This is a genomic window from Winogradskyella ouciana, from assembly GCF_965284585.1.
Lineage (GTDB): Bacteria > Bacteroidota > Bacteroidia > Flavobacteriales > Flavobacteriaceae > Winogradskyella > Winogradskyella ouciana.
Window position 1 is genome coordinate 549153 of sequence record NZ_OZ260095.1, and the last position, 13903, is coordinate 563055.

9 protein-coding genes are annotated in these 13903 nt (G+C 37.6%); 2 read left to right on the forward strand and 7 right to left on the reverse strand.

The genetic code is table 11. The features are described 5' to 3' along the window. Positions 1 to 6: 6 nt before the first annotated feature. The 7 genes from ACQ65V_RS02495 to ACQ65V_RS02525 form a co-directional block, all read right to left on the reverse strand. Entirely contained in the window at positions 7 to 1140 is a 1134-nt protein-coding gene (locus ACQ65V_RS02495) for a CapA family protein (RefSeq protein ID WP_430466742.1), read from the reverse strand. A 42-nt stretch (positions 1141 to 1182) separates the two neighbouring features. Then, a complete protein-coding gene (locus ACQ65V_RS02500; protein ID WP_430466743.1) occupies positions 1183 to 2334 on the reverse strand; it encodes a glycosyltransferase in 1152 nt (383 codons plus the stop codon). Beyond that, a complete protein-coding gene (gene murB / locus ACQ65V_RS02505) occupies positions 2331 to 3188 on the reverse strand; it encodes a UDP-N-acetylmuramate dehydrogenase (RefSeq protein ID WP_430466744.1) in 858 nt (285 codons plus the stop codon). The genes ACQ65V_RS02500 and murB overlap by 4 nt, the downstream gene beginning before the upstream one ends. An 8-nt stretch (positions 3189 to 3196) precedes the next feature. Beyond that, the gene (locus ACQ65V_RS02510; RefSeq protein WP_430466745.1) at positions 3197 to 4489 is read right to left on the reverse strand and encodes a polysaccharide biosynthesis C-terminal domain-containing protein; all 1293 of its coding nucleotides are present in this window, start codon (positions 4487 to 4489) and stop codon (positions 3197 to 3199) included. Continuing rightward, entirely contained in the window at positions 4489 to 4836 is a 348-nt protein-coding gene (locus ACQ65V_RS02515; protein ID WP_430466746.1) for a serine O-acetyltransferase, read from the reverse strand. Before ACQ65V_RS02515 ends, ACQ65V_RS02510 begins: the two co-directional genes overlap by 1 nt. Positions 4837 to 5024: 188 nt before the next feature. Next, positions 5025 to 6257, reverse strand: coding sequence for a UDP-N-acetylglucosamine 1-carboxyvinyltransferase (locus tag ACQ65V_RS02520; protein ID WP_430466747.1), 1233 nt, complete (start codon positions 6255 to 6257; stop codon positions 5025 to 5027). Positions 6258 to 7467: 1210 nt separating this feature from the next. After that, entirely contained in the window at positions 7468 to 7851 is a 384-nt protein-coding gene (locus tag ACQ65V_RS02525) for an HU family DNA-binding protein (RefSeq protein ID WP_155088351.1), read from the reverse strand. 480 nt (positions 7852 to 8331) lie between these two features. On the opposite strand from ACQ65V_RS02525, the gene ACQ65V_RS02530 reads away from it, so the two are divergent. Both ACQ65V_RS02530 and ACQ65V_RS02535 read left to right on the forward strand, forming a co-directional pair. Then, complete coding sequence (locus ACQ65V_RS02530) at positions 8332 to 11424, forward strand: lamin tail domain-containing protein (protein ID WP_430466748.1); 3093 nt, start codon at positions 8332 to 8334, stop codon at positions 11422 to 11424. Positions 11425 to 11606: 182 nt separating this feature from the next. Beyond that, positions 11607 to 13829 carry a T9SS type A sorting domain-containing protein gene (locus ACQ65V_RS02535; RefSeq protein WP_430466749.1) on the forward strand — a complete coding sequence of 741 codons (2223 nt, stop codon included), beginning with the start codon at positions 11607 to 11609 and terminating at the stop codon, positions 13827 to 13829. The last annotated feature ends 74 nt before the right edge of the window (positions 13830 to 13903 follow it).

Here is a 13903-nt window from a genome sequence, read left to right on the forward strand (position 1 = left end):
TATTGACTACTGCTGATTCTTATTTTCTATTCGTTGTTCTAAAACCTCCCTAAAGCTTTCTCTATGCACTCTACTCCTTATATAATTTAACATAATCAATGAGATTTCTTTACTTATTAGATATTTATACAGTCCTGTTTTCTTAAGGATTTTAGCAAGGAAGCTGTTGTGCCCAAGTGCTGTGCTTAAATAGGTTGAAGACTGCTTACTTATTAAGTCTGCCCAAGATGCCTTAATAAAATTTGGATCTAGCACATGTTTGCTTTGTTCTGCAAACTGTAAACGAAACACCTCTTCTTCTTGCTTAGACAATCTGGATATGCCAGGATAATTTTGCTTAAACGGAATGAAGTCTATATCTATTTTTTCTTTTAAATTAATCTCTATAAAAAAACCGCTGGACCATTCTTTTGTACGATTATCTCTGTAGTCAAATAAAAAATTACCTTGCCCATACACAATTGTCCCTGCTTTATAATTCTCCACAGCACCAATAACATGTGAATGCTGGCACACGACTATATCTGCTCCCAAATCTATGAGATATCTACCTATTTTTTGTAGTTGAGGCGATGGGTAGGAATAATATTCTTTACCATCATGAAGCATCACAATGATATAATCTGTCTGTGATTTAATGCTATTTATATCCTCAAAAGCATGGATTGTATCAAATGGATTTGCACCTGGTCGGTGTTCATTTACCATACCAAATTCAAAATCAGCGTAACTCAACACCCCTATGATTTTACCTTTAGCATTATGTATAAATGGTCTTCGGGCTTCATTTGGGTTCTCACCAGCACCCAAGCAACTTAGCTTATGCTTTTTTAATTGGTTAATGGTATCCCTAACTCCTATACCTCCAAAATCTCCTATGTGATTATTTGCCATAGACAGTAGGTTAACATTAATACTTCCTATTCCTTCTATAGCGTCTGGCTCAGCCTTTATTGATGATCCTGATTTTGCAGCTTTTTGATTAGCTGAAGTCAATGGACATTCAAGATTAGCAACAAATAAATCCGTCTCAGTAAACACTGATGTAAAATCAGAAAAATAATCTAGAACATTTTTACTTTTAAAAATGTTCCTGTTAGAGTTTATAGGCACAACATCTCCAGCTATCAATATTTTCATTAGGCTTCTTATTTGCTTTGATTTTTCTTAAAAGGTTCCTTATCATCCTACGATGAAAGTTTTAATAGCGTATAACACATTCACCAAAGTATCTAATCTCCTCGATTTTTTTGGTATGTCTTGATTTAAATATAAACTTTTATAAGCTTTTACTCCCCCTTTAACATTAAAATAGTTGTTAAACCACGTTTTTGAGGTTAATGCTTGTTTTCTATTTAGTTGCTGATATATTTTATTGAGGTTTTGCTCCTCGTTAAAACCAGACACTTGGGTTCTTGGTGAAAAATTAGTTGCAAAAATCTCATCGAAATTACTATCCGTAACCAGCAATGGATAGTCTGAGTCTTTATAAGGTACCAGTAGCATTTTATTAAGACTAGACGCTTCCATAAAGTTACGACCAGTACCGATAATGATGTCTCCCACATCCAATAGTTCACTAGCATTATGAGTAAACTCGTCTGAGGTTTCTATAATAACGTGTTCCTCAAGTGCTTTTGAGCTAATGTATTCTTTTACTTCATCATAAACCGTATTGCTCTGGATGGTTCCTATAATTATGAGTCTTACAGGTATATCCTTAGACCTTAACCAACCCAATACATTGATGGCCTGTATTATGGATTTATGATAGTGTTTCCCTATTCTTGCAATTCTAAGCAACGACAACTCGGCAGTACCATATTTATTTAAAAACTTTGTCACCCTCTCAGTATCTACATTAACAGGTTTAACCCGATTGGGAATTACGGTTACACAGGTGTTGTTATATCTAGGGTTAGTTTTAAAATAAGTCTCGTTTTCCTTGCTGAACAGTATGAGTTGATTAGGTTGCGGAAAATACTTTTTTGGATTTGGTCCTCCACATTTATTTAAAAACGAGGGCTGGTTTCGTTTTTTTGAAAACCGCCTGCTAAACGCAAACGACTCTACGTCGAAGGCATGAATAACATCTGGTTGCAGTTGTGCTATAAGCTTATTGATTTTTGCATAAGTGGTTAAGACATTATACCCATTAAAACCCACAAATGTGTAGCTATAATTTGCTCTGTCCAACACTTCAGAAGGCTTATACCCAATATTTATTACATGTACATTTTGAGTCTTACCAATTGCATTGGCTATAGTATTTAAACTATGAAAATGTCCTCCTTTACCGTGACCAACTGTGGTTATAAAATAAACTATTGTCATATAATACGCTGTTCCACTTCTAAATCCACACCAAATTTTTCTTTAACTTTTTCTTTGGTGTACCTAATTATTTTTAATATGTCTGCGCCAGTTGCATTGTTTATGTTTACAATAAAGCCACTGTGTTTTTGGGATATTTCTGCACCGCCTACCCTATAGCCCTTTAGCCCAAGTTCATCTAACATGGGGCCAACAAAACGTCCTGGAGGTCTTTTGTACACACTACCACAATTGGGATATTCTCTTGGCTGTTTAGACCATCGCCTTGCCTTAGACTCATCCATGATGCGTCTTATATCCCGAGAGTTTCCTTTTTCTAATTGAAACCATACCTTTAGAATAATCTTGTCTTTTTGTTTTTGAAACACACTATTGCGATATTCCAAATCTAACTCCTTACTGTATTGTTCTTTTACCTTCATGTCTGAAAGATCGAGAAAACGCACTTTCTTTAAGATGTTTTTTGTTTCACCTTCCTTTGTACCCGCATTCATAACCACGGCACCACCAACAGAACTCGGGATATCATAATAAAACTCAAGACCTGTTAACCCATTTTTCTCAGCTATTTTGCTCAGCTCTAAAATGGACGCTCCAGCTTCGGCAGTAATTACACCCATGGCTTTATTGACCTCTATGGCATTAAAATTTCCGTTTAAAATTAAAAACGCTTGGTCATAATATGCTTTTGATAGAATAATGTTATGCCCACTTCCTAAAAGCACATAATTTCTTTCGTTTTTGTATAACTCTATAATATCCGCTTCGCTATCTGGAAAATAGGCCATTTTGCATACAGATTTTAGTCTATAGGCATTATACTCCGTTAAATCAAAGTTTTTGTAAACGCGCATATTTATGATTAAGATTTAAACTTTTTAACCAGTTGTACAATGGGTTTAAAATCTGAGCGCTTATAGCTAATTAAGGTCACAATTGGTATTTCAGTTTCTTTACTATAGAAAGCAATAAACAATAAGGCCGCAATACTATAACTTATAGTTGATGCCATTGCTGCACCTGAAGCTCCATATTCTGGAATTAAAATTATATTCAATATTATATTGATAATGAGTGCAGGCACCATTGCTTTCAGAGATACCCAGGGCTTTCCTTTACCAGACAAATCCATATTAATGACTTTAAATATGGTTAAGAGTACCACGCCTGGCAACAATGTATTGAGCACCAATACACTATTTATAAAGGCTTCTCCAAACATCAATACAATAATAAACTCCGATAACAAGAACAAAACCAAAGATGCTATCCCTATAATTAAAAACGATAGCCTTAATAATTGCGCAACTTTTAGGGAGAACCCTCTATCATCTTTAGAAACTGCACTGCGCGCAAAAACCACAGTACTCAGTAACATTGGTATTTGCCATAAGTATTCCGTGATACTTACACCTTTAGAATAAATACCTGTCTCAAAAGCTGTACTAAGGTTATCCAATAAAATAACATCAATTTTATAATTTAAGTTCACTACTAATAATGCAAAAGCATATATCAATCCCAAGGACAGCATTTGTTTTATAACCCTCCAATCATATTTAAAAGTAAAAGCATTAATGAACTTGTTTTTAAATAACAGAATACAGCTGATAAAAAGAGGGCCACCCATTAAGGCCATGAGATATCCTGATATACCAAAAGAAAGCCATAACACTAGTGCAGAGGTAATAATTAAAACTATAAAGGTTGGGATCCAATTAATTTTATTAAAATATCCTATTTCATTCTTCCCTAAAAAAATCCCTGAATTATAGGTGTTAAATAATGTAAATGGTATGGGCAGCAACGCCAAAATGACAAGCCATAAGTTTTCACCTGACTTGCTAAAATAACGCATCAAAATAAAACACACACCAATACTTAATACCGTCGTAAATAACCATATTTGTGTTATTGCTTTTTTTATCTGCTCCTCTGTAAAGATCCCTTTGCCCAAAAAATAGGTTGTAGACTGTCTTACTCCCAAAGATCCGATGGACATAAATAAGGACGGGTAAACCAAAAGTGCGGCTATGATTCCATTTTTTTCTGGGCCAAGAGCCCTTGCTATTATTATTGAAGTGGTTAGCCCAAAAGCAATCATTAACACTTTAGACACTCCAATACTATAAACATCTAAGAGAAAGCTTTTCATTAATTTTTATTAATAACTTTACATGGAACACCAACAGCTAGAGAGTTTGGTGGAACATCTACGTTAACCAAAGTCTTAGCACCAACAACGGAGTTTTCACCTATAGTTACATTTCCGATTACCATAGAATCAGCGTATATGACTACATTATCTTCAATTGTAGGATAAGTCATTTCTTTTTTGTCTTTTCCATCGCTTCCCAAAGTTACATTTTGATAAATAGTTACATTGTTGCCGATTCTAACTCCTGCACCAATTACAACACCTAAAGGATGTGGCAATCTCAATCTATTTCCAATGCTCGATAAAAATGAAATATCACAATTCTTTTTAAATATAAGTCGCATTCTCTTTCTTGATGCTAAAAAATTGAAAAGTTTGTTCTGAGAATGAAATAAATAATACCCAATTCTATAAGAGAATAAAACACTAAAACTCGGATTTAAGTATTTGGCGATTAAACACTTAAAAAAAGATACTTGATCACACGGATAGTCAGATAGTATTTGCTTATATGTGGATTTAAAAGAGCCCATCAATTATCAACCCCCAATCTTTTTAATTTGTCTTTCAAATTCTCATAACCACGACCTATCTGCCAGGCATTTTCAATTTCGGTTTCACCTTCCGCGGTCATACCAGCAAGTAGGAGTGCTATTCCCGCTCTTAAATCCAAGGCCTTAACCTTGGCACCAGATAATGGTTTCCCGCCTTGTATTTTTAGGAGGTCACCTTCTATCTTATAGTCCATTCCCATTTTTGCCAATTCTTTGGCGTAGCCATAACGCCCAGGAAATCTTAAATCTATAATCCTAGACTCTCCTTTTGATGTGGCACCAAAAACCGCAAATAGCGGTTGCATATCTGAATTAATACCAGGATAAGGTCCTGTACTAATGTCAATTGGATAAGCTTCACCTCCCCTTACAATCAATGAGTTTTCGCCTCTATAGAATTGCATACCGCTTTCGCGTAGGTGCACCAACGGCACTTCGAGATGTTGAAAAGGAAAGTCTAATATCTCTACATCACCATTGGTTACTACGGCACCAATAGCCCAAGTCAATGCCTCCATATTATCGGATATAACACGATGCCTTACACCGTTGAGACCTTCTACTCCCTGGATGACAATACATTTTTGACCGTACACTTTAATCTTAGCTCCCATTTTATTGAGCATAGTAATAAGGTCAATAATTTCTGGGCGTATGTGCGGATTCCAAACCGTTGTAGTCCCTGTCGCTAAGGTAGCACACAGTATTGCGTTTTCTGTTGCTCCCGTAGAGCGCATAGACAAATGAATATCTCCACCTTTAAGTCTTCCGTTAGCTTTGGTACATAAGTAACCGTCTTCTTCCCAGACTTTGGCACCCATTTGCTCTAAAATCATAACGTGTAGATCGTACTTTCGGTCTCCCAATTTGCAACCTCCTGGCAGTGGCACCTTGCCTTCACCAAACCTAGTGGTTAAGGTACCGAGGATTAGCAAGGAGTTTCTAATGGAGCGTTCGTCCCAAAGTAGTTCTGGGTTAATTCTATTCTCAGTAATCTTTAGATAACGCTCACCTTCAACACAGGTTTTACCCATTTTGTTGAGCATTTTAATATGCACTTGCATATCTAACAAGCCATTGGGCGCATTGTGTATTTCAACAGGTTCTTCGGTAAGCACAGAAGCCGTTAGCAATTTGAGGGCACTGTTCTTTGCACCACTTAACCTCACTTGTCCTTTGAGTTGTGACTTACTGACCTTTATGTTCTCCATTAAGATTGGTTTTATTAACACCCTAACCGAAATAATGGTTTATAGTTAGGGCTCGGTTGCAAAACTAAAACAATTCTCTCAGCATCATAGTATAAAGGCACTTTAAATTGAAACAACGAAATGCCCTCCAAGTAGGAAACCTCCAGCACCAGCAAAAAAGTCTATTAAATATTGTACTTTTGTACCCATACACTATCGATTTGAGCGGGTAAGAACGCTCAAGGCCAAGATAGCTTTAGCCTAAAAAACAGGGATCCTAACTCGCTTTTTAGGCTTTTTTTTGTGGTTTATATTTGTTTTTATACAAGATTACCGTTCTATTCGAAAGCTACTGTGGTTTTAGTCTTGTTCATTTTTTATTCATGATTGCTTCGCAGTTCCTTGATAAAAAAAAGAACCGAAAAAATCAAGACTGTAGATGATTTTACTAAAAATTTCTTTCGCTTCGGCGCAAAGATAAAGATCCCGTAACACCATAAGATTTTAGAATATATTGCTTACATTATTAAGTGATTTTAGCTTTGTGCTTCAACATATTTGACTTAATCCTTCGCTTCAATTCATTTTTTACGTAAAATAATCTGAGGCCAAAACCTAAAAATCATGCTGTTAACAACCATTGCGCATAGTATCCTTAAAAAGGTGCTGAACTTTTGGTGCTAAGGTGCTGAGCTTTGACTTGGAGGTTGCGGTACTTTTGCTTGGATGTTGATGAGGTTTTTAGTGGACGTTGAGCGACTTTTAGTGCGTGTTCTAAGAGATTCTTCGGTCTCTACGTTCCCTACTGAATGACAAAAACTGTGTTTCATCTAAAATTGAAGATAGTCGGCACTTCGTGGTCGGCGTAGTCAATTACAGGCGGAATGTCATTCTGAGCATAGCGAAGAATCTCTTTTTTTATGTGCTAGATTCTTCGGTCTCTGCGTTCCCTCTGAATGACAAGCGATACTGTATTTCTTTCGAATGACAAACGATACTGGGCTTCTTCTGAATGACAAACGACACTGTTCTTTGTCGGAATGACAGGTGGCTGTGGTTTGTTGGGATGATAAGGAGATTGTCATTCTGAGCATAGCGAAGAATCTTTTGCTTATAATTCGATGAGATTCTTCGGTCTCTGCGTTCCCTCTGAATGACACAAAAAAAAGGCCTTGAGCGGTAAGAAACACTCAAGGCCAACATAGCTCTAGGCTAATTAAAAAAACGGATCCTAACTCGCTTTTTTATATGACAAATTTGTCAATAATTGTCGTAAACGCTTGCCTGGTCTAAACAAAATACGCGATTTTGTAATTAAACTAGCGTTTACTTCTTCTTCAGTGTCCACTCCTTCTGAGCTAAGACCAACCTGAAAATTACCTAAGCGTCCGAGTCTAACAATACGACCAGCATCTAAGGATTGAATGATGTTACGCTCTAGTGAGAGCAACACGGCATAACAATCTGATTCGGTTACCGTACACTCGTACGCAATTTGCTCTGCGAGCATGTCTAAATCTACTTCGCCATCAGCTATCGCTGCTGCGTAGTACTTCTCAGGCAATGTAATATCCTGAGGGTTTCGTTTGGCTTGCGCCTGAAATTTTACTGCCATAGGCATTTTAAAATTTAAATTAATAAAAGTTGTTTGTCATAGTACACTATAGCTAAGTGCCTAACTGACAGATACAAAGATGCAACCAACATTTTGTTTTATAAAACAATGTTATTAACATATTTAGGTATTTTCTTTCTTTTTCGATAATCCCTTCCATACGCTGTAACCCCTAGCCTTAAAGGCTTAGTACCTCATACGACTTAGTGAATAACGGTCATAATGTTTATAATATTTATAGGCCAATTTGTTTTACTCGAGAAACCATTCTTCTTTATGCTATCAGTAATTTCCTAAAACGAGGAGTACTATTTTAGTGTTATGTTCTCTAATTGTTAAATTCACTTCTATTAACGCTTTGTTAATATGTAAATATCAAAACCATGTATAGTTTTATTATATTTGTTTTCCCTTTTCTGCACTCATATCCTTAACTGAATATTTTCTGTTATAGTAAAACAATAAATATTTAGAATACACATGAGACATTTTTACACTTTTTTAGTTGCCATTTTATTTACTAGCTTTGGTTTTGGGCAGACCATATATGATGCCGACTTCTCGAATGATGGTGATGGGTTTCCTGCCCACACGACCTCATCCCCTCCAGCTGCAGGTCCAGCTTCTGCTGGTCCATTTGGTTTAGCACCAAATGCATGGACTTTATCTTATGTAAATACTCCTGCAACCGATGGCACATCTAACACATTTGAAGTGGTTGGCGGAGAGCTACAAAGTGATGATTGGGGAGGTCAAGGTATTTTTACTAGTCAAGCAATCGATGTCTCTGGCACCTCAACTGTTGATATCTCAGCAACTGGTGTGAATTCTGGCGCAAATGATGGTGATTTTACTTATTTCTATATTTTGGATGGTGGCACAAGGGTTGAAACATCGATAGGTGCTACAAGTAATGGCAACCCAGTAAATTATTCTATTGTTGGCTTAGATGTGTCTGGCGCTTCTACATTAGAGGTTGGTTTTGAGTTTTCTGAGAATGGATCAGGAGATGGCTATGATATTTCTCAATTTACAGTAACCAGTGTTGGTGGTGGCTCAAATCCAACGATAGGCTTTGATTCTGCTACAAGCACAGAAAATGAAACCAATACTACGTTTACAAGCTCAAACATACCTATTACTGTAAGCAATTACGATGGTAATCAAATTGATATCGATGTTAATGTGACCGGTGGTACAGCTGAACCTGGTGATTATACGTTTACTTCTCCAACACCATTATCGTTTACGGCTGATGGCACCCAAAATATTACTATAGATATTAACGACGATGCCGATTTTGACGATGAAACGGTAGAACTGACTATTACGGAGACCAGTTCAGTCACTGGTTTGGTGATTTCGCAAGCTACGCATACGGTAACGATACTTGATGATGACACCCCTCCATTACCAAACATTGTTATTAATGAAATATTAGCTGATCCTACAGGAATTGATGCTAATGGTGATGGAACAGTCAATACCACAGACGATGAATTTGTTGAACTGGTAAACAATGATATTACAGCAGTTGATATAACAGGATATACTCTATCGGACGCACTTGGTGTAAAGCATGTTTTTGGAAGTATCGTTTTACCTGCCGGAGGCTCTATAGTCGTTTTTGGCGGTGGAACACCAACAGGAATCAGCGGAGCTTCTGAAATAGCATCAACTGGTGCTTTGGAGCTCAACAATGGAGGAGATACGGTTACATTAGAGGATACAAGTAGCAACGTTATTGCCAGCTACACTTATGGCTCAGAAGGTGGTGATGACCAATCCTTAGGTCGCAGTGAAGATTTGTTTGGGAGTTTTGTACAACACCTAAGTATTGACGGCAATCCTGTTGCAGCATCACCAGGCTTACACAATAGAGCAGGCGTTCCTTTTTCAACTCCGACATGGAAAGGTTTTGTCGACACCGATTGGAGTAACAGTGCCAATTGGGGCAGCGGCAGCGTTCCTGGAGCAGGTGATGATATTGTGATTTTAAGTGTAAATAACATAGCAACCATCGGTTCTAGCATAACCGTAAACTCTGTAACTACCAATCCTGGGGCCAACTTAATTGTGTCTTCAGGAGGTACACTTAATGCCTCTGACGTAACACTTAGATCTACGTCATCTAGTTTTTCAAGTTTAATATCGGACGGGTCAATAAATAGTAGTATTGCCTATAACCGTTTTGTAAATGAAGTAGGTACAGGTGCTACTGGTACAGGTGGCAACGATTTAATTTCCTTGCCTTTATTTCCTTCTGGTGGATTGACTTTTGATACGTTTTTAACGCTTGGAAGTCCAACTAATGCTACTAAGTTAGCCTCACAAACAACCATAGCCACCACTTATGCATTTGGCCCGTACAACAATGGAGCTCCTGTGCCAGATTATGAAAATTATGATTCTAATAGTACAGATGCACTTGTAGTTGCCAAAGGCTATAGAGTCGCCACGACGACAGGTGAAACCCTGACGTTTACAGGTGATGCTTTGCAAGCCAACCAGACTATAATGCTCACCAATCCTGTGGCAGGAGGCTCGCAGTGGAATTTAATAGGTAACCCTTTTGCCAGTTATGTAGATGCACAAGCTTGGTTGAGCACCAATGGAGCTATTTTAGACCCTACTGCAATAGCCATATACGGCTATAACAGTGGTACTTACTCTGGTAGTGACCAAACTATAGGTAATTTTACTATAATTAATGGCACATCCAATAACACACTGAACATTGCACCTGGTCAAGCCTTTTTTGTGGCAGCAGACACAGGAGATCTTTCTGGTAATGCTGGTACAGTTGTTTTTGCGGGTAACTCTGGTTTCCCAGCTGATATGCGTACTACAACAGGTGATGATGATTTTATCGAAGGAAGAAATAGTACAAATCACCACTTGAAACTGAAATTGAATGGGACAACCAGTGAAACAACAAGTTTTTATTTTAATGATCATTCTACCCGAGGTCTAGACCCAGGATTTGATGCAGCCACCTTAGATGCCTTTACTTCTGAACACTTGTTATATTCTCATTTGGTAGAAGATAATACAGGTAGAAGTATGGCCATAAATTCCTTGAGTTTGGAAGATATGTTAGACGTTACCATTCCATTAGGCGTTAACTCTAACCAAGGAGAACAACTGACTTTTAGCATTGATACAAATACTTTACCTAATGGTATCGATGTGTATCTAGATGATAACGTAGCCAACACTTCTACATTATTAAACTCTAATGATTATACGGTAACACCTTCTGTAGATCTTAATGGCACAGGGCGTTTTTACTTGCGACTAGGTGATAGCGCCTTATCTGTACCAACTGCTATTTTTGACCAAATAGACATTTTTACCAATAGAACTGAGAAAACTGTTGTTATATCTGGAGAATTACCAGAATTTTCTGTGGCACATATTTATGACCTTCAAGGAAGACAAGTGCTCAGTACTGCTTTAGATACGGCATTAAGAACACAACGCATTAACATTAGTGATTTAAGTACTGGTGTCTATGTCGTAAAAGTTAGTAATAGCACTTCGAGTAAATCACAAAAAGTGATCTTAAATTAAGATACTTTAGTTTAGAATAATTCATACGGTTGAAAAGTGGGCTATTGGTATAGTCCACTTTTTTATATGTTAATATTGGGTAATTTTCACTAATTTTATCAACACGAAAACGATTTCGTGTTTTAAAATTAACGACCAATTCTAATATTTCAATTATATTACACTATTAAAAACACTTACTTATGAAACAGATTTACTTATTATTAGCCATATGTTTTACATTTTACTATTCTGATGGCCAAGAATATCGGGAATGGACTGGATCTGGTGATTGGACCAATTCATCAAATTGGAGTGGCGGAGGTGGAGATTATACTTATGCCCAATTAGAATTTAAAGGTGGTGGAGGTACTACAAGTAACAATGACGATGCTCCGTTTGCAAGCCAATGGCGTTTGTATTTTTCTGGAGGCACTTCATACACAATTATAGGCAACCCGGTACACCTTTTTGACTTTGGAGGTGATGCAAGTTGGATTCTGAGTGATTCCTCAGTAGACCAGACTATTGAAAATGATCTTTTATTTTCGGATGCTGGAACAAGACCAGCATGGATTACTACGCGCTCTACTGGTAAATTAATTCTGGGAACCCTTGGAGCAACAAGTGCCGTAACGGAATTAAGAATCGCTGGGACAGATACTAATGGGTCAATTATTATCAACGGTGACATTACAGGTTCTAAGCCTGTGATTATTGGAAGAGATAATTTAGACGCCTTGCAACCTTCCACACGAGTGGAGTACAGAGCTTCATGTTCATATACTGGTGCAACAGTTATTGATACTGGAGTCTTGAATTTAATGGGAGATTTGATAAGCAGCGACGTGACTGTAAATAGTGGCGCAGTTTTAGTTATAGATGGTACTCTTACCATTAAATCTCTAACCGTTAATACTGGTGGAGACGTTATAATAACTCCTGGTAATGCTTTGACGGTTACAGGAGCTATAGTTAACGACGGTAATCTTGTGTTAGAATCCGTTTCTACAAGCTATTCCAGCCTCATACCAGAAGGCACCATTACGGGTACTGTAAATTACGAAAGGCACGTTAACGGCAACTCTACATTAGGAGACACCAATGCAATTGGCGATAACGATTTGATATCACCACCTGTCTCTGGGCAAACCTTTGGTGATTTTGCTGCAGCCAACCCTAATTTATTGGAAAACCCTGGGGATGCCACAGAAAAGGCCTTTGCCATATTCGATAAAACCACTGGCACATACGAGAACTATTTTACCACAACAAATGCAGCTACGGTATTAGATGCTCGTGTTGGTTATAGAGCTGCTACAAACAATACATCTACACTTACTTTTTCTGGTACAGTAATAACAGATAGCGAGAGTTATAATATTGTAAACTCAGGTCCTACGCAAGCAGACTGGAATTTAATCGGTAATCCATATCCTTCTTATATCTTGGCTCGAGACTTCTTGGAGCATGAGGTTGATACTGGTGTTAGAAACGTAGACTTATTTCAGCCAGATACGGCTGCAATCTATGGCTATGATGGTGATGTTAATAACAATACCAATAGTTATACGGTTTATAATTTGGCAACTACGCTACCTACCACAGTAATTGCACCTGGCCAAGGGTTTTTGGTAAGTGCTGATCCTGCTGACGTTGCAGCTTACGATGTAGAATTTACGCCTGCTATACGTACCACAGGAACCGATGATGATTTCATTATTGGGCGTGGTGGTTCCCTTATTAATTTAGAACTTCAATTGACAACGGCAACTGATGGCGCTGTTACGGACTTTTATTTTAATGCGAATGCAAGTTTAGGGTTGGATCCAGGTTACGATGCCGCCATATTTGGTGGTACTGCACCTCCATTTTCAATCTATTCGCTTCTTGTGGAAGACAATGACGGAACGCCATTTATTATACAGGCCTTAGGTGATATGGATTATGGTGATACTACGGTTGCCTTAGGTGTTAATGCTAACCAAGGAGAGCAGCTTACCTTTAGTGTATCAACCAACACATTACCAGGTACCGTTGAAGTGTATTTAGATGATACTGTAGCCTCAACATCAACATTGCTAAGTTCAGGTGATTATGTACTTACACCAGCGACTGAATTGATCGGGACTGGAAGATTCTATTTAAGATTTTCTGACAGCTCCTTATCAACCGTTGAAAATAGCTTTGATGATTTAACGATTTATACCAATCAGGCGCAACGCAGTATTGTTATTTCGGGACAACTCGTAGAGCATACCATTGCCAATATTTATGACATACAAGGGCGTTTGGTGCGTTCTCAACAGTTAGATACCACTACAACACTACAAACCATTACTGCAAGTGAATTGGGTACTGGTGTTTATATAGTAGAATTATCTAATGACCGTACAAGTAAAACTGAAAAAATAATATTAAACTAAAACCAGGCGTAGTAGTTTTGCGTATACAACTATAAAGAAACGAGGTTTTTTCACTGTAATGCCGTGTATTAAAT